Genomic DNA, 26,507 nt, shown 5'->3' with positions numbered 1-26,507 from the left:
TTGAGGGGAAAACCCTTCTGAAAAATTAAAGAGCCAGTGCTGCGTCTGTAGCCTGTTTTAGCTCTTCGATCAAATCAAGAGGATCTTCAAGGCCGACTGAAAGACGTATGACGCCGTCATGGATCCCGAGTTGAGCGCGTTCTTCTGCTGTTATTTTTTTATGTGTCGTCGTTGCGGGATGTGTGGCCAGGCTGCGCGCATCTCCCAGATTATTGGAAATGGCAATGATCGAAAAAGCGTTCATGCAGGCAAAAGCACCTTCTTTGCCATTAACGACTTCAAAGGCGATCATTGATCCGCCATCGCGCATCTGTTTTTTAACGAGTGCTGCCTGAGGGTGGTCGGTAAATCCTGTATAGCGCACATTTTTCACGCCCTTCATCTCTCTGAGAGCGTGAGCAACCTGGGAGGCATTCTGTGCCATGGTTCTGGCGCGCAGATCCAGCGTTTCAAGCCCTTTAAGCATGACCCAGGCATTGAAAGGGGAGAGGCTATTGCCAGTATTGCGAACAAAAGGCTGCAGGACGTCGGTAACCCAGCTTTTGCTACCCAGAACGGCGCCCCCCAATGTGCGGCCCTGGCCATCTAGATGCTTGGTACAGGAATAAATGACAACGTCCGCTCCCAGTGCAAGGGGGCGTTGCCCGACAGGGGTGGCAAAAACATTATCAACCATCAAGATAGCGCCGGCGTTATGGGCGTACCGGGCAATCAGCTCAATATCAAGAACATCAAGCATCGGGTTGGATGGCGTTTCAATCAGAACAGCCTTTGTCGGGACGGAGAGAGCCTCTTTCCAGGCATTTTCATCAAGTCCATCAACCAGGACTGTTTCGACTCCATAGCTGGGAAGTAGATTGGTCATCAGCCAATGTGTTGATCCAAACAAGGCATTGGAGGCAACAACACGGTCACCTGCTTTGACCTGGCTTAACAATGCGCAGGAAATAGCCCCCATCCCTGAGGACATGGTCAGGCAGGCTTCAGCGCCTTCCAGAAGAGCCAGTCGTTCCTGAAGGGTGTCGACAGTCGGGCTGCCATAACGGGAATATTGATAATGCTCGACCGTTCCTTCAAAAGTAGCAGCTGCCTGTTCAGCACTGTCATAGACAAAACCTGATGTCAGGAAAATGGCTTCCGATGTCTCCCCATGGGGCGTTCTGTTCGGTGCATTATGCAAAAGCTGCGTCGCAATACGCCAGCCGGGTTGGGATGCAGATTGTCTGGATGATGATGACATAAAACCCTCCACGTGTTCGTGCCCTTTGAGAAAGCAGGCACAATAATCGATGGCGGGCCGTGGAAGTCCTGTTCATATCTGGAAACAGGGCCTCTTTAGCGCAGTTTTTTAACCTCGCCGCAAGCCGGCCGCTCAAATCACGAGGATCATTTTATAAATGACCTGGCGATAATGCAGCCTGACCATTCCGGCGTCAAGAGAGGCTGTTTTGAAAAGAGGGGATTGCAGATCAGAGCTGAAATAGGATATAGAACGACGAACGCAAGGCGGATGTAGTTCAATGGTAGAACGGCAGCTTCCCAAGCTGCATACGGGGGTTCGATTCCCCTCATCCGCTCCATAACGCTCCCATTTAAAGTGTTATCTCTTATTCAGGCATCGTGTCCTGATACGTCTCTCCGTTCCATATCCATTTATCATTATTGTCAATAAGCAGATCGTACATGCCTTTATGGCGGGTATGGAGCACAGTAATATCGCCATTTACGGCATCAATAACCGTGATCCACTCAGTGCCTTTATGAAGGTAAACCGACGTTGTGCATCCGGAAGAGCCGCACAGGCGGGGGGATTGAATCTGAACAAACAGACCTTCGTCTTTTCTGTCAGGTGACAAAGCGGCTGAGCCAATCAAAAACAAGGGTGTGTCGTGATGCCGGGCAGAATCATCAATAATGTCCTGGTTTAAAGAACGAGCGACCTTGTCATAAGGAGAGTCCGGCATGGCTTTGAGCGTGACGTATCCCTTTTGCCCGTGATTATGACCAGGAAGCGCTTTGGCCGAAAAAGAAAGGGCAAGCGTGCTTGTAAGAAGCGCGGTCGCAGCAAGAATTCTATATACGGTCCGGTAAGAGGGATATGTCATAAAATCACCTGTTTTGTAAAAGGTCGGTTTTATTCATGTCTTAAGGTTACGACCAGAACATCACGGTAAGCAGGTTTCAGGGGGTCTTCCGGCTCAACATTTGTGACGCCATGATAGACTTTATGGTCATTGACAATCGCAGTATCAAGAGGCTCTGACAAGGTAAAACTTCCCAGAAGTGTCTCTTTGTTCAAGGCGTGAATGGTTGTGACGCCTTCCTTGATATTTTCACGGTGGATCATGACGACCAATACGAGATCAACACCATCGCGGTGCATACCTTCGGGTGTGGGTTTGCCAATCGCCCCGGTAGCGGCTTCAATCCGGAACTGGTGGACCTCAACATGCCACGAGGCAGGTGGTTTATGACCGTCAGGAACAAGCTGATCAGCCAGAAAAGCACCATCACGGATGATGGAGAGGAGAGCAGGATGCTCGCCAATAGAGTCCTTAAGAGGGCTGAACCAGCGTTCAATCCCGCCATTTAAAAGATTATAGTCACGACTCTGATAATGAGGCTGATGGGCTTTGCGGACGATGTCATTTTTTGTAACGGAATAGGTGCCGTAACGCCTCCGGCGGTACCGACCGCCATCGGCCATATAGCGGTCCAGTCCCAGATCATTCCAGCTACTGGCAAAACTCTCCCAGTTTTTCAGGCCAGCGAGCTTGTAAAAAGCCCTGGCTTCAGGAGCTGGAAGAAAGGAGAAATCCCGTTCTTTCAACTCCTTGATGACTGAGGCTGCCTCAGGACTTTGAGAGAGAAGAGATGTAAGACTCATGACCATAAAACCTCTGTTCAGGGGTATTCATGTGCCAGAGTTACAAACTCTTCCATCCCAGTAAAGGACTTCTTTCAGGAAAGAGGCTTTGAAGCATCTTTCTCGGAAGTTTCAGCCTCCATCTCTGGATGATGGTGAGAAAAATGCTCATGAAGCGTTGCACTGGCTGTGTGCATCAATCCCGTCAGGTCAAACTGGTGCTGGCGATAGAGTCCTTCATGGATGAAATGGGCAAAACTTGCGCCCATTCCGCCACCGCCAAAGGCCTTTTTCGAAGGCCACATGCCCCAGGCGTTATAATTGCCCAGGACAACAACGGCACCACGATCAACATATTTGAACGGTTGAGGGGCTTTTCCGTTAATCAGTGCCGGCAGGGCAACCTGGCCAACGTAACGGCCTTCCTGGCGGGCGACCTGTGCGGTGGGAGGGATAGGGGCTGACTCGATGCGGGAGCAGTCACCAATCGCAAAGACAGAAGGATCTTTCGTGCTTTGCAGGGTTGGTGTCACCAGAATTTGTCCTGCACGGCTTATTTCAAGACCTGAGAAGAGTTCTGTCGCTTTGGAAGCCTGAACGCCAGCAGCCCAGATGCGCAGTTTTGCATCAATATGGCGGCCATCCTTCAGCTCAATGCCCGTGGGGTCAATCGCACTGACCATAGCGCCGGTCATGACTTCAAACCCGATATCGGTAAATTGTTTCTTGGCTTCTTCAGAGACGGATTCAGGGAAGGCAGGGAGGATACGCGCTGCTGCTTCCAGCAACATAGGTTTAAGATACTTCTTACGGCCTTCTTTGCCCATACCGGGAACAGAATCCAGGGCTTTGCAGAATTCAGCTGCCAGTTGAACGCCTGTAGCTCCGCCACCGATAATTGCCAGAGTTAAAGGTTGTTCAGTCGCTTTTGCTTCCTTGATGGCCTCAAAGAAAACCTTGTTGAGGTGATGAGCATCATTGATATTGTCCAGAAACAGACAATTTTCCTGAACGCCAGGTGTTCCAAAATCGTTGATATGCCCGCCAATTGACACAACGAGATAATCATAATCGAGAACAGCGCCGTTCTTGAGGGTCACTTTTTTACCAGCACTATCGATTTGTGTTGGTGAACTCTGGATAAATTTGAACCCGAACTTGCTGGCAAGTTTCTCAAAAGGGAATTCATTTGCAGCGGCTTCGAGGGTTCCTGCTGCGAATTCATGCAAGACTGGTTTCCAGACATGCACAGCATTTGCATCGATCAATGTTACAGTAGTATTTTTTTGTGAACGTAAGGCCGTGGCGACCTCAAGGCCACCAATCCCGCCTCCTAAAATAACGACGCGTTTTTCAGCAGACATAAAACTAACCTTCATTTGCAGAGCACGACGTCACACAAAGAGCATGCTCGGTATTGACTGAAAATATACAGGGACGATTTAATACTCTGGCAAGAGAACTATACAATCCATGGTTCGGTAATATAATCGTTATGATAGTATCAGAACGATATAAATCCATACGCGGTAGCAATAATAAAAAATTATTTAAGAAGCCAGAGTATTTATGTAAATGAAGCCATAGTTTTTTTTATTAATCTATAGCAAAAATTTATAGTGTAAAGTTCTAACTTCGGTAAGACCCATTTATGTCAATGTAACCATGCGTCAGATCACAGGTCCAGAGGTGGGCGCTACCATTGCCCAGGGCGAGGTCAACAGTGATGGTAATTTCCTGCCCCTTCATATAGCGGGTCACCAGCTCATCATTGAAATCTGGTGAAACAGTCCCGTTGCGGGCCACCCAGCTGTCACCAATGGCAATGGAGAGGCGGTCACGGTCTGCCGGTTCGCCACTTTTCCCTACCGCCATGACAATCCGCCCCCAATTGGCATCTTCCCCGGCAATCGCGGTTTTGACGAGCGGAGAATCTCCAATAGACCGTGCAATGCGTTGTGCTGAAAGATCATCATGGGCATTTTGTACAACGATTTTGACAAGCTTGGTTGCGCCTTCACCATCGCGGATCACTTTCAAGGCCAATTCAAGCATCAGGTCGTCGAGGGCCTGTTTGAACTCTGTTAATTTGGGATCATAGGCGTCTGAGATATCGGGGTTGTCAGCCTGACAGGTTGCAAAAGCCATCACCATGTCAGACGTGGATGTATCGGAATCAACGCTGATGGCATTGAAGCTGTTAACAACGCCCTTACTCAGCAAAGCCTGTAACACAGATTGAGACAGTGAAGCATCCGTCACGATATAGCTGAGCATCGTTGCCATATCGGGGGCAATCATGCCCGAGCCTTTTGCGATACCCTGAATTGTAACAGTTGTTTCCCCTATTCTGGCAGTACGACAGGCTGCTTTTGGAAACGTGTCCGTCGTCATAATTGCCTGGGCGGCCTCTTTCCACCCATCAGAATTGAGCGAGGCTGTGAGGTCGGGTAGAGCCTCCACGATTTTCTGATAAGGTAGAATCTCGCCGATCACGCCGGTGGAAGCGACAAATATGTCTTCTTTATCGCAGCCTAACTTCTCAGAGAGGGCGTCGACACAGTGAATGACGGCGTCATCACCAGCCTTGCCGGTAAATACGTTGGCGTTCCCGGAATTCACCAGTAAGGCCCGTGCTGTAGGGGAGTAGGAAAGGGCCTTTTGACACCATGGAATCGGGGCCCCTGGGCAGCGGTTACGCGTAAATACGCCTGCCGCTACCGTGGAAGGTGCAAAGACCATCAGCATGAGGTCTGTGCGCCCTTTATAGCGGATACCCGCGGCCACACTCCCAAGTTCCACTCCCTTGATTGTGCCAAGCTCGGGAAGAGGCAGAGCGAGGGGAGAGACTGAGTGCGGCGCGGCCATGATCGGGTATCCTGTCTGTATTAAAGTAAGTTAAATGATCGTTTAGTGTTTTACTGGAGCAGCTGTTTCGGGGAGCGGCTTGCCATGCTCGTCATAACGAACAATTTTTACGTGCTTTTCAGCTGCGTCCACAACTTTGGTAATCTCGTCTTTCAGCATTTCCTGACGGATCGCGCCCTGAACTTCCTCATATTTGGGGATAGGTGCTGTGCGTGTGCCAAGGACCTGAATAATATGCCAGCCATAAACAGTTTTCACGGGCTGTTTTGTATAGGTGTTTGGCTTCATGGCAAAAGCTGCTTTCGAGAAGTCAGGGATCATATCGCCGCTTTTGAACCATCCGAGATCACCGCCATTATTTTTGGCTGTTGCGGTGTCTGAAGAGTTTTCAGTCGCTAATTTTGCGAAGTCTGCCCCTTTATCAAGCTGGCTGATCAGATCTTTTGCTTTTGCTTCTGAATCAACCAGAATATGGCGGGCATGCACTTCCTCTTCCGGTTTTTTGTTGGCGTAATGAGCGTCGTAATACGCTTTCATGGAGCTATCGGTGATTTTGGGAGCGACCTGATCTTTGATATAAGCGTTCATGAGAGCGGCTTCTGAGGCCTGCTTCATGGCTGCTTTGACGTCAGCTTTGTTTTCGAGGCGGGATTTCTTTGCAGCAAGCTCGATGGCTTTCTGGCTGATTAACTGATTTAGAACCAGCGGTACGATTTTCTCACGAGGAACACTCATAACGGCAGGAGGAAGCTGCTCGAGAGCACCTTGCATATCACCGACAGTGATTTTCTGTCCGTCTACAGTTGCAACAACGGTCTCAGGAGAGGCAGGCTTGGAAGCGTCCTGTGTTGTGGTGGTTTTTTTCGCAGGTGCCGGGGCAGGCGCTGCGAGAGCAGGAAGTGAGCCAGCGGTTGTCAGAGAAAGACCGCCGATAAGAGTCGTACACGCTAGAAGAAAGCGATTAATCTGCATGATAAACCTCAATAATCATTATGATTAAAAAAACCTGCCCGACCATGACAAAGGCTGAGCTTTACTGCAAGGGGGCAGGCGGGCAAATTCTGGAGAGGGTCTCTGGGGAATAGAGTAAGCGAGCAAAGAGAGTAGAGCAGATAAAGGGTGAAAAACTGCATTATCTCAACTGTTTTTTGAATATCTAACAGACAAATGAAATGGATATCGGGCAAAATTTAAGCTTTTGTAATATTCGTCATAAATAAGGCTTTCGCCTGATTACGTCCCTGTTTTTCTGATAGGTCTGATGTGGTGAATGTTCCATGGCGTGACAAACTGCGTCAATATGCCTAGTTAAGGGGAGATTGATGAGGGGGCTTCGTTTTTTACTCATCATGGATTACACTGACACATCTTTCTGAGCGAAGTTATTTTCAGGGTTTTATATGATTGCACGTCTTGCCCGCGCCATTTTTGGTTCCGCTAATGATCGTTATCTGAAACGTTATCAGAAACGTGTACCGGAGATTAATGCGCTCGAGCCTGCAATACAGCCTTTGAGTGATGAGGCGTTACGTCAGAAGACAGATGAGTTTCGTGAACGCCTCGCCAAGGGTGAAACGCTGGATGATATTCTTGTGGAAGCCTTTGCGGTGTGCCGTGAGGCGTCAAAGCGTGTTCTCGGAATGCGGCATTTTGATGTGCAGCTGATCGGTGGCATGGTTCTGCATGATGGGCGCATTGCAGAAATGCGCACTGGTGAGGGTAAGACACTGGTTGCGACTCTGCCCGTTTATCTTAATGCGCTGACAGGTAAGGGCGTTCACGTTGTCACCGTGAATGACTATCTTGCCAAACGTGATGCAGAGGAAATGGCGCAGCTTTACAGGTTCCTCGGTCTGAGTACAGGGGTTATCATCCCTGATATGACCGATGAGGCTCGGCGCGAGGCTTATTATTGCGATATTACGTACGGAACGAATAATGAATTCGGCTTCGACTATCTGCGCGATAATATGAAATATTCGCTCGATGAGATGGTTCAGCGTTCTTTCAATTACGCAATCGTTGATGAAGTTGACAGTATTCTGATTGATGAAGCCCGGACGCCCCTGATTATTTCAGGACCTGCAGAAGACAGCTCTGACCTTTATCGCCAGGTTGATGCTGTTATTCTGAAACTGGTCGAAGATCCTGCGACCTATGATAAGGACGAAAAACTCCGTACGGTTACATTGACGGAATTCGGGTCTGATAAAGTTGAGGAGCTCCTCCGTGAGGCAGGGATCCTGACTGATGGCAATCTTTATGACGCACAGAATGTCGCGATTGTTCACCATGTTCAGCAATCATTACGGGCTCATACGCTCTTTGCCAGAGATGTCGATTATATCGTCAGAGACGACAAACTTATCCTGATTGATGAATTTACCGGCCGCATGATGGATGGACGGCGTTATTCAGATGGCCTGCATCAGGCGTTGGAGGCCAAGGAACACGTTGAAATCCAGCAGGAAAACCAGACTCTGGCCTCAATTACGTTCCAGAATTATTTCAGACTTTATCCCAAGCTTTCCGGTATGACCGGTACAGCCATGACTGAGGCTGACGAATTTGCCGAGATTTATAAGCTGGACGTTGTGGAAATCCCGACCAATCTTCCTGTTAGGCGTAAGGACGGGGATGATGAAGTCTATTTGACGGCCAGAGAAAAATATAAGGCCGTCGCTGAATTGATCAAGCAGGTTCACGTTTCCGGGCAACCTATCCTGGTCGGGACGACATCGATCGAAAAAAGCGAATATCTCTCAGAAATTCTGAAGGATATGAAGATCCCCCATAACGTCCTCAATGCCCGGCATCATGAAAAGGAAGCCGTTATTGTTGCGCAGGCGGGTGCTCCCGGTGCCATTACGATTGCAACGAATATGGCAGGGCGCGGCACGGATATCAAACTGGGCGGCAATGTCGAGATGCTGATAAAACAGAAAACCTCTGCAGAGGAGGATGAGGATCAGCATGAGCGAATTGCTCATGAAATTCGTGAAGAAGTGGCTAAAAACCGTAAAATCGTCGAACAGGCAGGCGGTTTGTTTGTTATTGGTACTGAACGTCATGAAAGTCGCCGCGTTGATAACCAGTTGCGGGGTCGTTCCGGGCGGCAGGGTGATCCGGGGAACTCACGTTTCTTCCTGTCATTGGAAGATGATCTGATCCGTATTTTCGGGACTCATCGTATGGGCGGTATGATGCAGAAAATGGGGCTGAAAGAGGGGGAAGCGATCATTCACCCCTGGCTCAATCGTGCCCTTGAAAAAGCCCAGAAAAAAGTCGAGGCCCGCAATTTTGATATGCGGAAGAACACTCTGAAATATGATGACGTCATGAATGATCAGCGGCGTGAGGTCTATAATCAGCGCCGTGAATATATGTCATCAGAGGATGTGTCTCCTGTCATCAAGGAGTTGAGACAGCAGGTTATTGAGGAACTCGTTGAATCTCATATTCCTGAAAAGTCTTTCCCTGAGGCCTGGGATATGGCCGGGCTCCATAAAGAGCTGGTGGATACACTGGCGCTTGATTTGCCTGTTGAAGAATGGGCAAAAGAAGACGGTATTGACGAAGAACATGTCATGGACCGCATCGAGGAGGAAGCCGTTAAGGCACATGCCTTACGGGCAACAGCCATGGGGCCTGATATGATGCGTCTGGTGGAAAAACATATTCTGCTGACGTCCTTTGACAGTGCCTGGAAAGAACATCTGCATGCTCTTGATCAGCTCCGTCAGGGGATTGGTCTGCGTGCATACGGTCAAAGAGATCCGCTGAACGAGTACAAGCATGAAGCGTTCCAGATGTTTACGCATATGCTTTCTGAAATGAGGCAGAGAACAATACAGACATTGTCACATATTCAGACAGTGACTGAAGCTCCTGAGCCGCCTCCGATGCCTTCTGATATGCATTATGAAGCGGCGCCGGAAAGTGAGGATGATGTTATTGATGCTGAGACGCTAGCACTCTGGAATAGCAGAACGCCCCGCAATGCTCCCTGTCCCTGTGGCTCAGGCATGAAATTCAAGCATTGCCATGGCAGAATTATTCAGTAATCAAGCACGTTTGAAATAGAAAAGATAAAAAGAGGGTCTGATGGCAGGTCATTCACAATTTAAAAACATTATGCACCGTAAGGGCGCGCAGGATGCCCGGCGTGCCAAACAGTTCGGAAAAGTCATTCGCGAGATCACTGTCGCAACACGTTCCGGCCTTCCTGATCCTGCTATGAACCCACGTCTGCGTGCAGCCATTATCGCAGCACGTGAAGTGAATATGCCGAAAGATACAGTCGAACGTGCCATCCGTAAGGCCTCAGGTGCCGGCGGTGGGGACGATTATGAAGAAGTCCGTTATGAAGGCTACGGTCCCGCCGGTGTTGCCATTATTGTTGAGGGGTTGACGGATAACCGTAACCGTACGGCCTCTGAAGTCCGGGCAGCATTTTCCAAACATGGGGGTTCATTGGGAGAAACCAATTCAGTTTCTTTCATGTTCCAGCATATTGGTGTTGTAACCTACCCGCTGGAAGCAGCCTCGGAAGAGGAAATGCTGGAAGCTGCAATTGAAGCCGGGGCCGATAATGTTGAGGTAGTCGACGGGCTGCACGAAATTACCAGCTCAATGGAAGCGCATATTAAAGTGCGTGATGAGCTTGAGAAACGTTTTGGGGAAGCCCGTTCAGCCAAATTGGACTGGCGTCCGGAAACGTCTGTTCCCCTGGATGAGGATAAAGCCCGTTCTGTGTTGAAGCTGATTGATGTTCTCGATGAGAATGATGACGTTCAGGCAGTTTATGCGAATTTTGACCTGCCTGATGATGTCGCTGAGGCATTGAGCGCTTGACGCGTCTGATTGGTCTTGACCCCGGCCTGCGTTTTATGGGCTGGGGGGTGATTGAAGCTGAAGGGAACAGATTGCGCCATATCGCCGATGGCGTATTGGCGACTGATAGCGCTGATTCTGTACCGCAACGTCTCTGCACACTTTATGACGGCCTGAGAAAGCTGATTGAGCATTTTGAGCCGACTGAAGCAGCTGTCGAAGAAACGTATGTTAATCGTAATGGCGCTTCGACTTTGAAGCTCGGATATGCACGCAGTGTGGCGCTTCTGGTGCCGGCGCTTTCCAATATTACGGTCAGTGAATATGGGGCCAAATCTGTCAAACGCTCTCTTGTCGGAACGGGGGCGGCAACCAAGGAGCAGGTTACGATGATGGTAAAGCGTCTCCTGCCAGGTGCTGTCATCAAACGCGCAGATGCTTCTGATGCACTGGCCGTCGCTATCTGTCATGCACATTTCAGGGCAACGGCCCAGCATGTGAGGCAGGGGGTTACGATGGCAGGAGCGTATGGCCGATGATTGGTCAGTTGACAGGTTTTGTCAGACAGATTGAAGCAGATCGCTGTCTGGTTGACGTTAACGGGGTTGGGTATGTTGTATCTGCTTCGACCCAGACCTTGGGGAGCCTTCCCAAACCGCCAGAGATTGCCTGTGTGCTGATTGAAACGGTTGTGCGGGAAGACGCTATCCAGCTTTTTGGTTTTGCTGATGCTGAAGAACGTGAGTGGTTCCGGTTATTGACAACAGTGCAGGGCGTTGGCTCACGCGTCGCACTTGCTATTTTGTCAGTTAGTCAACCCGCACTGTTGCTCCAGGCCATTAATGCGGGAGACAAAGCGGTTTTTACGCAGGCTTCAGGTGTAGGGCCCCGTCTTGCGACACGGCTTTTAACAGAATTAAAACCAAAAGTTGCGAAGATGCCTGGCCTGTCTCAGGTCGCCCAGATCTCTGAGGTAGAAATGGCGCCAGGGGCAAGCTTGGAAGCGGATGCGCTGATGGCTCTGGAAGGACTTGGTTTCAGGCGTGTTGAAATCTGGCCTGTTGTCAGTCGTCTAATGCAGGAAGATGGATCATTGCAGCTTGACCAGATTATTCGCCTTGCCCTGAAGGAGCTTGCCCGTTCGTGAAAGAACCATGGGACATACCGGCCGAGCGCTCTCCTGAGACGGATGCCTCAAAACACCCTGATGATGTCGCAGAAACCACTCTACGTCCTCAGACTCTGGCAGATTTTACAGGCCAGAAAGCCAGCCGGGAAAATCTCGCGATTTTTATTAAAGCCGCCAAAGCCCGTGGAGAGGCGTTGGATCATGTTCTGCTTCATGGTCCCCCGGGCCTGGGGAAAACGACTTTGGCGCAGATTGTGGCTCATGAACTCGGGGTTGGATTTCGGGCGACATCCGGTCCTGTGATACAGAGAGCCGGCGATCTAGCGGCGATCCTGACAAATCTTCAGCCACGGGATGTTCTGTTTATTGACGAGATTCATCGTCTTCAACCTGCGATTGAAGAAATCCTTTATCCTGCGATGGAGGATTTTCAGCTTGATTTGGTGATTGGTGAGGGACCGGCAGCGCGGTCCGTCAGGATTGATCTCGCTCCTTTTACGCTAGTTGCGGCAACAACGCGGGCAGGGCTTCTGGCAACTCCCTTACGGGATCGTTTTGGAATTCCCTTAAGGCTGGTGTTTTATACACCTGAAGAGTTGCAGCAAATTGTCTCCCGGGGGGCTGGCAAACTTGGAATGAATTTGACGGTCGAAGGGGCTGCTGAAATCGCTCGTCGCTCACGGGGAACACCGCGCATTGCAGGAAGATTGTTGCGCAGGGTGCGTGATTTTGCCCTTGTATCGAAAAAAGAGACAATAGACCGTGAAACGGCTGATCTCGCTCTGTCACGGCTGGAAGTGGACAGCCATGGTCTCGACGCGATGGACCGTCGTTACTTGCGTCGTATTGCCGAGCATCATCACGGTGGCCCGGTTGGGGTGGAAACTCTGGCAGCAGCTTTGGCTGAAGCGCGTGACACGTTGGAAGATGTCATTGAACCTTACCTGATTCAGGAAGGTCTTATTCTGCGCACATCTCGCGGGCGAATGCTGGGGGAACCTGGCTGGCGTTACCTGGGGCTGAAGCCGCCAACTGATTCAGCCCCGACATTATTTTAGGACATATCTCTTTTTTCGAAGGGTAATCATGACTCATTGCATTACGTTCCGTGTTTATTACGAAGATACAGATGCAGGGGGGATTGTTTATCACGCCCGTTATCTCGGTTTTGCTGAGCGTGCCCGGACAGAAGCCTTGAGAGGGCTGGGTATGCCCATAGGGTATCTGGCCGAAAAAGAGAATTTGGGATTTGTTGTCGCAAATCTTTCAGCCAGCTACAAAAGCCCCGCCCGTCTGGATGATGTGCTGGAAGTTGAAACGCAAATGCTCAAATTGGGCTCTGTCAGGCTTGTGTTGCAACAAACTATCTCGACGCTTGAAGAGATAATGCCAGGTCAGATAAAAAAACGCGTTAATGCCGTTTTGAAGGTGGAGCTGGCCACAATGAACCTAATTCCCCTAAAGATGAGGCAATTACCCGTTCATTATAAAGAAAAATTATCCTCTCTTATGTCAGAAAAATAAGATGTTTTCATATATTTTATAATGACTTGATTAATGTCCCATAAAAGATAAGAATAATTTTTGTGGTATTTATATTTTAGAAATTATTAAAAAATTTGATTTTATATAATGATCTCGATATTTATGCGCGAAAGTTTTCCAAATAGCTTTTATGGGCCGTTCGGAAATAGGTTTGAACATGATTTGTGTGTGATAATCATATGAAAAAACTATCAGATTTTAATAAACTAATTATCTTTTCTTTCGCCTTATTACTAAGTGCCTGTGCCGGTTTTGATGAAAAATTTGACCCGGAGCAGGTAAAATGGTCTCAGGAAGTCGGAGATAAAACCGTCATAGTTCGCGGTTACTATATCACTGCTGATGATAAAAGTGAGTCACGATGTAGTAGTATTTCTGACAAGGCGACGTTAATGCCAGATACACCTTATTTTCGTGAATGGCTACAGATTCTAGCGACACCTTACGCTTTCCATTCTTCTCCATCAAACAAAGCACTTGAGTTTGTTCGCCATACTCCATGGCAAGAGGATTGTATCTATAAGTTCAATAATGTTCCTGCCGGTAACTGGCTCCTTATGATTAATATCAGGCCTAGATGGGAAAGAACGTGCAGTAAATATGGTTGCAGTGGCGCATATCTCGTTCCATATTATTTATATGTACCTCTTGTTGTTAAGCCAGAGGATACAATCGTTAAAAAGAATGCCGTCATAGATTATAGTAATGTTGGTTGGTTTACGTGGCGCCGGCAGTTGAGACCGGGTGCGTTATATGATTGGACCGATCCTGTTAAATAAAGCATAGCCATAGATAATCGATTTGAGGGCTTTGAGAGAATGAGAGTAAATCTCTATCTCAAAGCCCCTGATATAATGGCTGTATTCAAGAACTTATTTTGAGCTCAAGACGTATTTATAAATAATCTCCATCTACTCAGGCTTGGAACTATGTCCGTGTTGCTTGATGGCGCCCTAACTATATCAATATTTATGCACGGAATTTTTCCAAATGGTTTTTACGGGTCGTCTGGGGATAGGCTTAAATATAATTTATTGCGTGCTTTTATATGAAAAAACGATCAAATTTTAATAAACTGCTTATTTGTTCTTTGGTTTTGTTACTAAGTGGCTGTGCCAGTTTTGATGAAAAATTTGACCCGGAGCAGGCAAAATGGTCTCAGAAAGTCGGAGATAAAACCGTTACAGTAAGAGGTTATTATATAACGGCTCATGACAAGAGCGAAACACGTTGTGATGCCGATGCAGGTGAGGCAGTGTTAATGCCAGATACGCCTTATTTTCGTGATCTGCTTCGCATTTTAGGGATGACACTAGCATTTAAATCATCTCCATCACATAAAGCACAACAATTTATTCGTTGGAGTTCGTGGCATGAGAACTGTATCTATAATTTTACAAAGGTTCCTCCCGGGAATTGGCTCATTATAATTAATATCGATCCACGAAGGGAGCATGGGTGTACTGTATCATCTGGTTGCGGGATCAATGTAATTCCTTATTATCTATATGTGCCTCTTGTGGTTAAACCAGAGGATACAATTGTTAAAAAGAATGCTGTCCTTGATTACAGTAATATCGGATTTTTTTCTCTAGCCCGCCAGATGCAGGCAGGTGAGTTGCATGACTGGACTGAGCCAATGGCTCAAATAAAGCATCGTTATAGATAATCGATTTGGGGGCTTTGAGAGAATTACAAGAAATTTCTATCTCAAAGTCTCTGATATAATTACGGCATTAAAGAACTCATTTTTATATAAAGTGTTCATGATTTATTTCATATAAATGCAATATTATTCTGTTTTTGTTTTCTTATATGGAGAATATATATTCGATTTTAAAGAGAAGTTTCAGTCAGAGCAGGCATTATGGTCTCAGTCGAAAGGGGATGAAACATTCATCCTGAGAGGATATTACAGATAGGAATAAAATAAAAAGAGATTCTTACGTGTAATTATATGGACAAGCAGAAAATAGTGTTCTTACGTATGGTTCTATTTTTTAATCTTAATTATAATAACTGTTTGAATTTATAGATAAATTTCATAATGGATTATTGTTTCTTGAAGTTAAACTCAGATATGATAGATACGTCTTAAAAATTCAGTTTATTACTCATTGTATTTTTGAGATGGAATATGAATAAACTATCCCTTCTTGATAAAATATTTATTTGTTTTTTCTCTCTAATACTCAGTGGTTGCGCTTCTTTCAAGCAGCCATTCAATCCGCAGGAAGCGGCATGGTCCTCTGTAAAAGGGGATAAAAACGTCCTTCTTCGAGGATATTATACGACTCCCGAGGATAGTAACGAACATAGATGCACCGGCATCTCAGGGGACGCATATTTAATGCCGGACACGCCCTATTTTCGTGACTGGATGCGTATTTTGAGCTCGAGAAGTCCTTTTAAAGAATCTCCGTCTGCTCAGGCCTGGAACTATATCCGGGTTGCTCGGTGGTACCCCAACTGTATCTATTTATTTATGCACGTTCCTCCGGGAAACTGGTTGTTTCTGATGCATATGAATAAATATACCTATTATGAGACTGTTAAAAATGACGATCAGGATGTGTACGACAAACATGGTCATTTATTATACACAATAACAGATACTGGCACTCATTTGGAATCTCATGAAGTTGACGATAAAGTATATGTGCCTGTTGTTGTTAATCCAGAAGATCGCATTGTTGGGCGTAATGTTGTTTTGGATTATAACAAGTGGACTGATCGCGGTTTCAGGATATTTCTACCCTCACGAGATACAGTGCCAGCGGATTTATATAAATGGACCAATCCTTACAAATAAATAGACTTCAGGCGTATTAAGTCGGTGGCCCTTCTATGTTGCGCAGTTTCGTCCTGAGGTAACGTAATGAACGCTCAGGGCAATATTGCAGAGTTGCAGGATTGCCGTTCGTCTCTTCACGCTTTTTATGGATGGAGGAGGATCTTTTCTGAACGAACGGTAATAAAAAAACCACTTTTCTGTTACATGAAATACTGTCATGTATGAGAGACAGAATGAAGCAGACGAGTTGACCTGTTAGAGTCTGTGGCTTGAAAGAGCAAAAAGTCGGGAGAACGTGGAGTGGACCAAACGGTGAGTTCAGCAGCCCTCGGTGCTGTAAGTGCAGCAGGGTTGTCGCCGGTGCAATTATTCCTGCATGCGTCTATTGTCGTCAAACTGGTGATGATCGGTCTGGCAGCGTGCAGTATTTTCGTCTGGGCAGTCATTATTGAAAAGATCCTCCTGATCCGCCGTGTCAATCGGGAAGCATCAGCTTTTGAAGATCATTTCTGGGCGGGTGGATCGCTTGATGATCTTTATGAAAGTGACGGGGCCCGTCCTGTCCATCCTATGGCGGCGGTTTTTGGCGCTGCTATGGGAGAGTGGCGTCGTTCATCACGTATTGAAAATGTTGATATGGTCAGGGGTGGGACACAAACCCGCATTGACCGGGCTATCAATATCACCATTGCACGTGAAAATGACCGTCTCTCACGTTATGTGACAACGCTTGCTACCATTGGTCCTGTCGCTCCCTTTGTCGGATTGTTCGGAACCGTCTGGGGTATTATGCACGCTTTTGGTTCCATTGCTGCCATGCATAATACGAACCTCTCTGTCGTGGCTCCGGGTATTTCGGAAGCCCTTTTTGCGACAGCCATTGGTCTGTTAACGGCTATTCCCGCTTATGTGGCTTATAATATGATCAGCCGTGCCCTTGATAATTTTTCAGAACGGATGGAAGGATTTGGTATAGAATTTGCCGCGATCCTGTCTCGCCAGTCTGAAGAACGCAAAGCAGGAAGAGGCTAGGCATTATGGCACTGTCAGGAGGGGGGCCTGTTTCAGGGCGCCGTCGTCACAGACCAGCTGCAGAGATCAACGTTACGCCTTTAGTGGACGTAATGCTTGTGCTGCTTATTATTTTTATGGTGACGGCTCCCATGATGACAAGTGGCGTGAATGTCGATTTGCCAAAAACGAGTGCTAGCCCGATCAATACAGACAGTAAGCCCATTACGGTGTCTCTGCGAAGTGACGGGAGTCTCTATCTGGGTGATGAGCATGTCAGCGCAGAAGAGTTGGTAACGCGTTTGAAGCAGGCTGCTGACAATGATGCGTCCCGCCGTATTTTCGTGAAAGCTGATGCCAAAATCGATTATGGTCAGGTTATGCGCGTTATGGGGCAGATTACAACGGGCGGTTTCAGCCATGTTGCGCTTCTGGCCCAGCAACCTCAGACAGGCCCCTGAGGAAGGGGGAGCTTGCCAGTGCAGTCTGGATTACCGTTTGAAAATAAGGATGCAGATCCCCGTTCCTTTGGGAACGGGGAGATCATTCCTGAAAAGCGCCTGAGTCTGGTAGGGGCGGTCCTGTCTATTATGGGCCATGCGGGAATTGTGGGGGCTTTATTGTGGCATCATGTTGCGCCATTGCCAGAGCCCCCGCCACCCCAACCGGTTGAAATGGTGTTTGATACTGAGGGGATGAATGCGCCTCCTCATAAATCGTCACATAAAGCGGAAATTCCGAAGCCTCATGCTGAAAAAGACAGCGATGAAGAGCCGTCTCCCGAACAGCCCAAAGAGGCGCCGCATGAGCCTCCTCCACCTACCGCGCCACCGCCTCCCCCAGCAACTGCTGCGCCTGATCCTTCCAGGACTGAAGCAAAAACGGAATTGCAGCAGAAAACAGAATTGCATGAAAAGGGGGAAGTAAGTGCCGAGGCGAAAAAGAAACCTCAGCCAGCGAAAAAACCGGCTGACCTGAAAGCACCTCCGGTGCCTGAACGGAAGGCTGTCAAGAATCCTCAGGATTCCAAAACGCATCAGCCGAATGAGGCCAAAAAGACGCAGTCTGATAGTCATTCTCTGCTGGCGACATTGGATAGTTTCCGCACGGAGCAGAAACAGACTCACCCGCCTAAAGCGCACGCCAACCCATCTCGTGGGGGATCCACGCGCGGTGGTGGTGATCCTGATGGAGATACCAAATCGCTGAATATGGGAGAGCAGAAAGCAATCGGCGCTTCAGTCAGGCGATGCTATCAGGAGGATACGGCGGCAAAGAATTATGCAAGCTTTGTCGCTCATATGATTGTAACAGTTGATGCAACAGGTGAGGCCAGAATTGCCGAATTTGCGCCTGATACTGCTGCCCGTATGGCGTCAGATCCTTCTTACCGTGTGCTGGCTGAGCGTGCCCGGGATGCAGTGTTAAGTCCGACTTGTGCGCACTTGCCTGTTCCAGGGCGTTTACTGGGGAAGACCAGACAGTTTCGTTTTGTTTTCAGACCATAATTCTGTAAAATAATCCAACCCTTAAAGTTGAGGTAACCTGTTATGTCATTTTTTACCGACACCGAGGCTGAAAGCCTGAAACAGCATTTCACTCGTCGTTCCGTTATAACGGGAGCAGGGCAGGGCGCTCTGGCTTTAGGGGGAATTATGGCCTTTCCCTTGTCAGGCCATGCCGCTGCGTCTTCTGGCGCGGCTGGTGAAGCAGAAATTACCGTCGATCAGGCCCATCAGGCGCCTATTCCTATTATCATACCGGATTTCGGGGCAGGAATGGGAACACGCATTTCGGAAGTTATTTCGGCTGATCTGGGCAATACAGGGTTGTTTCAGGTTATGTCAGGTGACGTGCCGGCAGGGGCACAGCCTGATTTCAGTGCGCTGAAGGCTAGAGGAGCCAGGGCAGCTGTCGCTGGTTCCACCACCGGAACCGGCAATGTTCGTGTTGAAATGAGGCTATGGGACGTCCTGGCTGGTCAGCAACTTCAGGGGACAGCCTATACGGCCTCTGAGGCGAATTGGCGGCGGGTTGCTCATATTATTGCTGACGTAATTTATCAGCGTCTTCTGGGGGAGAGAGGTTATTTTGATACCAGAATTGCCTATGTTGCCCGTACAGGACCACGCCGGAAGCAGGAAACACGCCTGGCTATTATGGATCAGGATGGCGCGAATTCTCATATTCTGACCAGTGGCCAATGGCTGACATTGGAGCCGCGTTTTAGTCCTGTCAGTCAGCAAATCGCGTTCCTTTCCTATTATCAGAACCGTCCACGCGTCTATATTTATGACCTTAACTCCGGTCAGCAGAGCATTCTGGGAACCTTCAACGGAATTTCCTTCGCCCCTCGTTTTTCTCCCGATGGGTCAAGTGTCATCATGTCTGTGACGACCCAGAACGGAGGGTCAGATATCTACCGCGTTGATATGGGAAGTCATTCACGTGCCCGCCTGACAAATAGCGGAGGGGTCATTGATACGAGTCCCTGTTTCAGCCCGGATGGTCAGCAGATCGTCTTCAACTCTGATCGTGCCGGTAGCCCGCAGCTTTATATCATGAATGCATCTGGTGGGAATGTCAGGCGTATTTCTTATGGCAAAGGGCATTATGGATCGCCCGTCTGGTCTCCAAGAGGTGATATTATTGCCTTTACAAGGCTCAATAGTGGGGGCTTCTCTCTGGGGGTTATGAATCCGGACGGAACGGGTGAGCGTATTCTGACGCAGGGCTTTACGGTAGAAAGCCCGAGTTTTGCCCCCAATGGACGAGCCATAACATTCTGTCGTCAGTCAGCAGCTGGCAGGGGTGGTGTCGGGTTCAGTTCGACAATCAGTGTGATTGACGTCGCTGGATTTAATGAACATGTGATCCCGACTGCAACCGGGGCTTCTGATCCCGCATGGTCGTCTTTCCGCCACTAAAAGCAGTTTCTTTTTATGTAAAAGCATAGAATACTTGACAGATTTTGAAATAAGAGAGAAGCTTTCTGACAAAGGGCGCGTTTCTTTTTAAATCAAGAGGGCCTTTTCCATTTGACTCCCTTTAGAGTCTTCCTGAGGTTAAGAACATGAAATTCAAGGCATTTGGTATATTAGGTTTAACACTTGCTCTGGCAGCTTGCGGTGGTTCGCACGAGAAGCAGGCCAGCGTAGGGGATGGTGTGTCTCAGCAGAGCGGTCCTGTTCCAGGCAGCGAGGCTGACCTCGTAGCGAGTGCTGGCGATCGCATCTTTTTCGCTCTGGCACAGAACAAGCTGACGCCGGAAGCTCGTGCAACTCTGGACAAACAGATTGCATGGCTGCAGCGTTACCCTCAGGTTAATATCCTGATCGCTGGTAACTGCGACGATCGTGGCACAGAGGAATATAACATTGCTCTTGGCGAACGTCGTGCTAATGCTGCACGCGATTATCTGCTGGCTCACGGTGTTAGCGCCAATCGTATTAATACCATTTCCTATGGTAAAGATCGTCCTACGGTTGATGGCGATAACGAGGAAGCCTGGGCACAGAATCGTAACGCGATTACATCTGTTCAGTAAAAAAGGCTATCAGCTGTCGTGGGCGCCAAGCCCGCTGTGATCCTTTTGGGAAAGGCCAGGCAGAGGAGTTCTCTCTTCTGAATGGCCTTTTGCATGATAATAATGGGAAGGAAAAGAGGTTTTAACATGGCGCGTTTCATACTGTTAGGGGGACTGCGGAAGTCTCTTCCTTTGAGGTTTGTTGCATTGTCGTGTGTGGTCTCATCTTTTTCGGTCATGGCGGCTTATGGCGCTGATGGTTTATCCCGGGAGGATATTTTAAGGCAGCACCAGCAGCTGGAACGGCAACATGACGACCCTGCGTCTGTTGATGATAGCCAGGGAACGGGAATGGCACCGCCGCTTGCTCCTTCTTCTTCCGGTCTGGATGCTCCAGCTCCGCAAGATGCCCCTTATGAAAGTCCTGCATCCGCAAGACGGGGGAAAGGTGATGCTGAAAGTGCTGATAATTCCTCCGAAAGTCTGACGGCACGCCTTCTGCAACGTGTGAATAATCTTGAATCACAGATGCGGGATATGAGAGGCGAGCTGGACCAATTGACGAACCAGGTGCAACAAGGCCAGGCGGATATGGATAAAAAGCTTGGAGATATGCAGTTTGCCCAGCAAAATAGAGGCACGACACGCAGTAATAGTGATGTTACGTCTCGCGCTTCGTCTTCTGTTGCGGCAGCGGGAGGGGATGAAAGTCCCAAACCGTCTCTGACGCCGGTTAAATCCGGCCAGGAAGCAATCAGGGCTCGGCATTATGAAGATGCAGAATATTATGCACGAGCAGCGCTGAAATCCGCTAAAAGCAAGTCTGTCAAAGCGGAGGCGAATTTTCTCCTTGCGCAATCCATGGCTGGACAGAAGGATTATCGCCAGTCAGCAGTCTCCTATTTTGACGCTTACCATGCGGACCCATCATCGGCTCGGGCACCGGAAGCTCTTTTGGGGGTCGCAGCTTCTATGCTTTCCCTGCAAAATAAATCAGCAGCGTGTGAAGCTTTAAATAAATTAAATGATGAATTTCCTGACGCAAGTGCGCGTGTGAAATCCAGTGCCAAGGTTTTTCGTGCCCGCGCATCCTGTCACTAATGCCGAATTTGCCTCATTAATAAGCGCTCTTGGGCCTTTCGGGCCTGATGAGGCGGCATCGCCGGTGGCACTTGCTGTATCAGGGGGAGGGGATTCCATGGCTTTGGCTTATTTGGCCAGAGCATGGAGGTTTCATATTATTGCCTTTATTGTCGATCATGCTCTCCGCCCGGAATCACGGGAAGAAGCAGAGCTGACGGGGCAGAGGCTGACACAGATGGGCATTCCTTTTCGTATTTTAACGCTTGATAAGCTGAAGCCAGGCGGCTTGCAGGAACGGGCACGGGATGCACGTTATGTGGTTCTTGAACAGGCCTGTCATGACGTAGGGGCGTCTATTCTGATGTTGGCTCATCACCAGGCTGATCAGGAAGAAACGCTTTGGATGAGGATGGAGAAAAAAACCGGTCTTGAGGGAATGACGGGAATGGCACCGCGTACAAATCGCGGGCAGATAACGCTTATCCGTCCTTTCCTTTCGTTGCGGCCTGAGCGTTTAAAAGAGACTCTTCGCCAAAAGGGGCTAGAATGGTGTGAGGATCCTTCCAACGAGAACAGGCGGTTTAAGCGTGTTCAGATCAGGCAGGATTTAACAGAGGATGACCGGTTTTTTGTGCGTGCCAGACTGGCAGATTCAGTGCAGCATTTTCAGAGACTGGAAGAGCGTGTTGCCGCCTTATTACCGGAAAGGGTAAGGGAGCAGGCAGAGGGCTGGATGGTTTTATCACCGGAACTCTTCAAAGATCTCGATTCCGAACTGTCTCTTTTTCTGTTGGGGCGTTTGATAAGATATATCGGGGGAAGGGCCTATCTTCCCTCTGACGACTCCCTGCGCATTCTTCTTACAAAAAAAGAGGGGAGTTTGGGCGGTGCAGTCCTTAAAAAGCGTTTTGTTCAGGGGCAGCTGAAAGATTTTATTCTATATCGTGAATTCCGGGACATAACCCCGCTTGAATGTGCAAAAAAAAGATCATTATGGGACCGTCGCTGGCTTTATCTGGGGCCAGATAAAAAAGAGTGCAGGATTGACGCTCTGGGTGAGCAGGCCAGTGTCGTAAGGGCGGAAAGAGAGGTTCCTGTTGCGGTGCTTAAAACAATGCCCGCTTTATGGCAGAACGATAAACTGGTCGCTGTGGCTGATTGCGCCAGAGGGATCTCTGAAAATGTACCTCGGGCTTCTTTTTTGTGGCAAGGTGGTATGAAAATTGTGGGTGCTAAACTATTTTACTAAAAATTTAGGATATCGTGTGCTGTTTTTCCCCTTGCGGGGACTAGGAAAGCCTTTTTAATGTCTTATCTTTAGAAGATAATTTTTTGCCATACAGTCTCATCCTGAGTGAGGATATAGAATTAAGATGAATAATATAGGTCGCAATGTTGTAATCTGGGTCATCGTCATTATGGCGGCCATCGTCATGCTGACGGCTTTCCAGCCCGGGTCAAGCCGTCAGGCTGTACAGCAACTGGCTTATTCTGACTTTATTCATGGTGTTGAACAACATCAGGTCCGCTCAGTGGTCATACAGGATCAGAATATTACAGGTAAGCTGAGTAATGGTACTTCGTTTAAAACCTATGCACCGTTTGATCCTGCAATGGTGCCGGTTTTGACGAAAGCCGGGGTTGAAGTGACAGCACGGCCTCTGCAAAGTGCTGAGAGTCCGATCTTACGTTATATTGCAGCTTATCTGCCTATCGTCCTGATGCTGGGGCTGGGCTTTATGATTTTCCGTCAGATGCAGGCGGGTGCGGGTGGCCGTGGCGCCATGGGATTTGGCAAGTCCAAGGCAAAACTTCTGAACGAAAAGCAGGGTCGTGTTACTTTTGCTGATGTTGCCGGGATTGATGAAGCGAAAGCCGAACTTGAAGAGATCGTAGATTTTCTGAAAGATCCACATAAATTTACGCGTCTTGGCGGAAAAATTCCCAAAGGTGTCCTGCTGGTTGGACCTCCGGGAACCGGTAAAACGCTCCTTGCCCGTTCCGTTGCTGGTGAAGCGAACGTACCGTTCTTCAGTATCTCTGGTTCTGATTTTGTGGAGATGTTTGTCGGCGTTGGGGCATCGCGTGTTCGTGATATGTTCGAGCAGGGGAAAAAGTCAGCGCCGTGCATTATTTTTATTGATGAGATTGACGCTGTGGGTCGCCATCGTGGCATTGGTCTGGGAGGCGGCAACGATGAACGTGAGCAGACCCTCAACCAGATGCTGGTCGAAATGGACGGCTTTGAAAGTAATGAGGGTGTGATTATTATTGCAGCGACCAACCGACCGGATGTGTTGGATCCTGCGCTATTGCGTCCTGGCCGCTTCGATCGTCAGGTTGTGGTTTCCAATCCTGACGTCAGCGGGCGCGAGAAAATCCTGCGCGTTCATATGAAGAAGTTGCCTCTGTTCGCTGATGTGGATGCCCGTATTATTGCCCGCGGCACTCCTGGCTTCTCCGGTGCGGACTTGGCTAATCTGGTTAACGAGGCCGCATTGTTTGCCGCACGGCAGGGAAGTCGCTCGGTTTCGATGGCACAGTTTGAGCAGGCCAAGGACAAAGTCATGATGGGCGCCGAAAGACGCTCAATGGTCATGACTGAAGAAGAGAAGAGAACCACAGCCTATCATGAAGGGGCGCATGCTCTCTGTGCCTATCTCACCCCCGGAAGTGATGCGATCCATAAAGCGACCATCATCCCACGTGGTCAGGCTTTGGGTATGGTCATGACCCTGCCTGAGAAAGATAATATTTCTTACAGCCGTAAATGGTGTCTGGCTCGTCTGGTGATCGCCATGGGTGGACGCGTCGGCGAAGAGGTTATTTTCGGTCATGAAAATGTAAGCGCTGGTGCCTCGGGAGATATCAAGGGAGCGACTGATATTGCTCGCCGTATGGTCAAACAATGGGGTATGAGCGACAAGCTTGGTATGGTCGCTTATGATAATCCTGACGAAGTTTCAACCGAAATGGCTGATGAAATTGATCAGGAAGTCAGAGCCCTGATTGATACAGCCTATGCCCAGGCCAAACAGCTCGTTCTGGATCATATTGATGACCTCCATCGTCTGGCCGAAGCGTTGCTTGAATATGAAACGCTGACGGGCGATGAAGTGGGGAAGGTGATCCGTGGGGAGCCCCTTGATCGCTCCGAGGATGGCGATAATCGTTCTCTTGGAGGAGAAAAAGGCTCCGTACCGTCCTTCCGCCCTCCCCAGATCGGGCTCAATACTCAGACAGTCTGAGATTTTCTGGATATGTTCTTTTAGGGCAGGCACCTGGTGATAAATCAGGTGCCTGTTTCTATTGGGGTTTTGGAAAAATTCCGGTATGAAGCTCTTCAGGTTACTTTGCGACTTGTAATATATGGATCGGGAAGGAGCATTGGCTCATGGCTGGCACGAGAGTTTTTTTTGGTACAGATGGAATTCGTGGTCGTGCCAATCTCGCTCCCATGACGGTAGAAATTGCCCAGAAGCTGGGGCAGGCGGCCGGTCTATATTTCAAGAGACGTCAGAATCGTCATACAGTCCTTCTGGGCAAGGATACGCGCCTGTCAGGGTACATGATTGAGTGTGCTCTTGTTTCAGGCTTTTTGTCAGCAGGTATGGATGTGACGTTGGTTGGGCCGCTTCCAACCCCGGCAATCGCCTTTTTAACGCGTTCTCTGCGGGCGGATCTGGGGGTTATGATTTCAGCCTCGCATAACCCTTTTACCGATAATGGCATAAAATTATTCGGGCCTGATGGTTTTAAACTTTCGGATCAGGCAGAAAGTGAGATCGAAGCTCTGATGGAGAAAGATCTCTCCGGGTTACTTGCCTCCCCGGAAGAAATTGGTCGTGCTTCACGCCTTAATGATGCGGCTGGGCGTTATATTGAATGCGTCAAATCGTCATTCCCACGGGGCTACCGTCTTGATGGGCTGAAAATTGTCCTCGATTGTGCAAATGGTTCTGCTTATCGTGTGGCGCCTACAGCCTTATGGGAATTAGGGGCTGAGGTGATCCGTATCGGGTGTGAGCCAAATGGGACCAATATTAATGAACATGTTGGTTCAACATGCCCACAAACCTTATGTGAGGCGGTTAAAACACATAAAGCTGATTTCGGGATCGCTCTTGATGGGGATGCGGACCGCGTCCTGATTTCTGACGAACAGGGTCAGCTTGTGGATGGAGACCAGATCCTGGCCTTGATCGCCACCTCCTGGAAAAAACAGGGGAAATTGCGCGGTAGCGAAATTGTGGCAACCGTCATGTCTAATTTAGGCTTGGAACACTATCTGAAGTCTCAAGAGCTGACACTCTATAGAACGGCTGTGGGGGACCGTTACGTTGTGGAAAGAATGCGCAAAAGTGGTGCCAATCTGGGAGGAGAGCAATCAGGTCACATGGTCCTCACAGATTATGCAACCACGGGAGACGGCCTCCTGGCGGCTTTGCAAATTCTGGCCGTCATGGTTGAAGCACAAAAACCTGCAAGCGAAGTTTGCCGGCTCTTCTCGCCTTATCCTCAGATTTTAAAAAATCTACGCTATACAGGGACAAATCCCATTAATCGGCCCGAAATGAAAGAAATCTGCCAATGGGCCGAAGAAAAGCTCAAAAGACGCGGCAGACTGGTCCTGCGGGCGAGTGGAACAGAGCCCTTGATAAGGGTCATGGTGGAAGCAGAAGATGAAGCAATGGTTCAGAATATGGTCGGGGAAATCTGCGATAAAATAAAGAAGCTGGTCTGAAGCCTCTGCTTCAACATTATGGAAGCCGTTTATGGTGTGAAACAGGCTCCATCCTGCCGTCGTGACTTAATTTTCCCCTTTTCTCCGGATGTAACATAAACCGGTGAG

The 26,507-nt window shown here is 48.7% G+C and carries 24 protein-coding genes, 1 tRNA gene and 1 riboswitch; of the genes, 19 read left to right on the top strand and 6 right to left on the bottom strand.

Annotated elements, in window-relative coordinates; all coding sequences use genetic code 11:
• Nucleotides 1-25: 25 nt before the first annotated feature.
• Entirely contained in the window at nt 26-1,240 is a 1,215-nt protein-coding gene (locus tag ACSYSY_RS06700) for an aminotransferase class I/II-fold pyridoxal phosphate-dependent enzyme (protein WP_491706799.1), read from the bottom strand.
• 74 nt (nt 1,241-1,314) lie between these two features.
• A riboswitch (SAM riboswitch) is annotated at nt 1,315-1,394 on the bottom strand.
• Between the two features lie 112 nt (nt 1,395-1,506).
• Between ACSYSY_RS06700 and ACSYSY_RS06695 the strand changes: the two genes are divergently transcribed.
• Nucleotides 1,507-1,580, top strand: a tRNA-Gly gene (locus tag ACSYSY_RS06695).
• A gap of 27 nt (nt 1,581-1,607) precedes the next feature.
• Here the strand turns inward: ACSYSY_RS06695 and ACSYSY_RS06690 are convergent.
• From ACSYSY_RS06690 to ACSYSY_RS06670, 5 genes are all read right to left on the bottom strand, one after another.
• Nucleotides 1,608-2,105 carry a hypothetical protein gene (locus ACSYSY_RS06690; RefSeq protein WP_491706798.1) on the bottom strand — a complete coding sequence of 166 codons (498 nt, stop codon included), beginning with the start codon at nt 2,103-2,105 and terminating at the stop codon, nt 1,608-1,610.
• Nucleotides 2,106-2,134: 29 nt separating this feature from the next.
• Nucleotides 2,135-2,887 carry a 2OG-Fe dioxygenase family protein gene (locus ACSYSY_RS06685; RefSeq protein ID WP_491706797.1) on the bottom strand — a complete coding sequence of 251 codons (753 nt, stop codon included), beginning with the start codon at nt 2,885-2,887 and terminating at the stop codon, nt 2,135-2,137.
• 74 nt (nt 2,888-2,961) lie between these two features.
• Nucleotides 2,962-4,230 (bottom strand): NAD(P)/FAD-dependent oxidoreductase, encoded by a 1,269-nt coding sequence (locus ACSYSY_RS06680; protein ID WP_491706796.1) that lies wholly within the window; start codon nt 4,228-4,230, stop codon nt 2,962-2,964.
• Nucleotides 4,231-4,495: 265 nt separating this feature from the next.
• Entirely contained in the window at nt 4,496-5,734 is a 1,239-nt protein-coding gene (gene argJ, locus ACSYSY_RS06675; RefSeq protein ID WP_491706795.1) for a bifunctional glutamate N-acetyltransferase/amino-acid acetyltransferase ArgJ, read from the bottom strand.
• 42 nt (nt 5,735-5,776) lie between these two features.
• Complete coding sequence (locus ACSYSY_RS06670) at nt 5,777-6,706, bottom strand: peptidylprolyl isomerase (RefSeq protein WP_491706794.1); 930 nt, start codon at nt 6,704-6,706, stop codon at nt 5,777-5,779.
• A 428-nt stretch (nt 6,707-7,134) separates the two neighbouring features.
• On the opposite strand from ACSYSY_RS06670, the gene secA reads away from it, so the two are divergent.
• The 18 genes from secA (at nt 7,135) to glmM (ending at nt 26,399) form a co-directional block, all read left to right on the top strand.
• Nucleotides 7,135-9,798, top strand: a complete 2,664-nt coding sequence (secA, locus tag ACSYSY_RS06665; RefSeq protein ID WP_491706793.1) for a preprotein translocase subunit SecA — start codon at nt 7,135-7,137, stop codon at nt 9,796-9,798.
• A gap of 40 nt (nt 9,799-9,838) precedes the next feature.
• Nucleotides 9,839-10,588 carry a YebC/PmpR family DNA-binding transcriptional regulator gene (locus tag ACSYSY_RS06660; RefSeq protein WP_491706792.1) on the top strand — a complete coding sequence of 250 codons (750 nt, stop codon included), beginning with the start codon at nt 9,839-9,841 and terminating at the stop codon, nt 10,586-10,588.
• A complete protein-coding gene (gene ruvC / locus ACSYSY_RS06655) occupies nt 10,585-11,106 on the top strand; it encodes a crossover junction endodeoxyribonuclease RuvC (protein ID WP_491706791.1) in 522 nt (173 codons plus the stop codon). The genes ACSYSY_RS06660 and ruvC overlap by 4 nt, the downstream gene beginning before the upstream one ends.
• Entirely contained in the window at nt 11,103-11,714 is a 612-nt protein-coding gene (gene ruvA, locus ACSYSY_RS06650) for a Holliday junction branch migration protein RuvA (RefSeq protein WP_491706790.1), read from the top strand. Before ruvC ends, ruvA begins: the two co-directional genes overlap by 4 nt.
• 14 nt (nt 11,715-11,728) lie before the next feature.
• Nucleotides 11,729-12,754 (top strand): Holliday junction branch migration DNA helicase RuvB, encoded by a 1,026-nt coding sequence (gene ruvB / locus ACSYSY_RS06645; protein WP_491708245.1) that lies wholly within the window; start codon nt 11,729-11,731, stop codon nt 12,752-12,754.
• A gap of 28 nt (nt 12,755-12,782) precedes the next feature.
• Entirely contained in the window at nt 12,783-13,220 is a 438-nt protein-coding gene (locus ACSYSY_RS06640; RefSeq protein WP_491706789.1) for a YbgC/FadM family acyl-CoA thioesterase, read from the top strand.
• Nucleotides 13,221-13,420: 200 nt separating this feature from the next.
• Nucleotides 13,421-14,020, top strand: a complete 600-nt coding sequence (locus ACSYSY_RS06635) for a hypothetical protein (protein WP_491706788.1) — start codon at nt 13,421-13,423, stop codon at nt 14,018-14,020.
• A 269-nt stretch (nt 14,021-14,289) separates the two neighbouring features.
• Nucleotides 14,290-14,910 (top strand): hypothetical protein, encoded by a 621-nt coding sequence (locus ACSYSY_RS06630; RefSeq protein WP_491706787.1) that lies wholly within the window; start codon nt 14,290-14,292, stop codon nt 14,908-14,910.
• A 468-nt stretch (nt 14,911-15,378) separates the two neighbouring features.
• Nucleotides 15,379-16,053, top strand: coding sequence for a hypothetical protein (locus tag ACSYSY_RS06625; RefSeq protein WP_491706786.1), 675 nt, complete (start codon nt 15,379-15,381; stop codon nt 16,051-16,053).
• 282 nt (nt 16,054-16,335) lie between these two features.
• A complete protein-coding gene (gene tolQ, locus ACSYSY_RS06620; protein ID WP_491706785.1) occupies nt 16,336-17,067 on the top strand; it encodes a protein TolQ in 732 nt (243 codons plus the stop codon).
• Between the two features lie 5 nt (nt 17,068-17,072).
• A complete protein-coding gene (gene tolR, locus ACSYSY_RS06615; RefSeq protein WP_491706784.1) occupies nt 17,073-17,507 on the top strand; it encodes a protein TolR in 435 nt (144 codons plus the stop codon).
• A gap of 129 nt (nt 17,508-17,636) precedes the next feature.
• Nucleotides 17,637-18,554, top strand: coding sequence for an energy transducer TonB (locus tag ACSYSY_RS06610; RefSeq protein WP_491708244.1), 918 nt, complete (start codon nt 17,637-17,639; stop codon nt 18,552-18,554).
• A 42-nt stretch (nt 18,555-18,596) separates the two neighbouring features.
• On the top strand, nt 18,597-19,973 hold the full coding sequence (gene tolB, locus ACSYSY_RS06605; RefSeq protein ID WP_491706783.1) for a Tol-Pal system beta propeller repeat protein TolB: 1,377 nt from the start codon (nt 18,597-18,599) through the stop codon (nt 19,971-19,973).
• 146 nt (nt 19,974-20,119) lie between these two features.
• Entirely contained in the window at nt 20,120-20,593 is a 474-nt protein-coding gene (gene pal / locus ACSYSY_RS06600; protein ID WP_491706782.1) for a peptidoglycan-associated lipoprotein Pal, read from the top strand.
• Nucleotides 20,594-20,719: 126 nt separating this feature from the next.
• Nucleotides 20,720-21,673 carry a tetratricopeptide repeat protein gene (locus ACSYSY_RS06595; RefSeq protein WP_491706781.1) on the top strand — a complete coding sequence of 318 codons (954 nt, stop codon included), beginning with the start codon at nt 20,720-20,722 and terminating at the stop codon, nt 21,671-21,673.
• The gene (gene tilS, locus ACSYSY_RS06590; protein ID WP_491706780.1) at nt 21,651-22,904 is read left to right on the top strand and encodes a tRNA lysidine(34) synthetase TilS; all 1,254 of its coding nucleotides are present in this window, start codon (nt 21,651-21,653) and stop codon (nt 22,902-22,904) included. Before ACSYSY_RS06595 ends, tilS begins: the two co-directional genes overlap by 23 nt.
• A gap of 124 nt (nt 22,905-23,028) precedes the next feature.
• Nucleotides 23,029-24,903 carry an ATP-dependent zinc metalloprotease FtsH gene (ftsH, locus tag ACSYSY_RS06585; protein WP_491706779.1) on the top strand — a complete coding sequence of 625 codons (1,875 nt, stop codon included), beginning with the start codon at nt 23,029-23,031 and terminating at the stop codon, nt 24,901-24,903.
• A gap of 146 nt (nt 24,904-25,049) precedes the next feature.
• Nucleotides 25,050-26,399, top strand: a complete 1,350-nt coding sequence (gene glmM, locus ACSYSY_RS06580) for a phosphoglucosamine mutase (protein WP_491706778.1) — start codon at nt 25,050-25,052, stop codon at nt 26,397-26,399.
• Nucleotides 26,400-26,507: the final 108 nt, after the last annotated feature.

Source organism: Aristophania sp. ESL1100 (genome assembly GCF_058511235.1).
The sequence above is the reverse complement of the archived record's forward strand: the minus strand, read 5'-3'. Positions and strand labels throughout refer to the sequence as shown.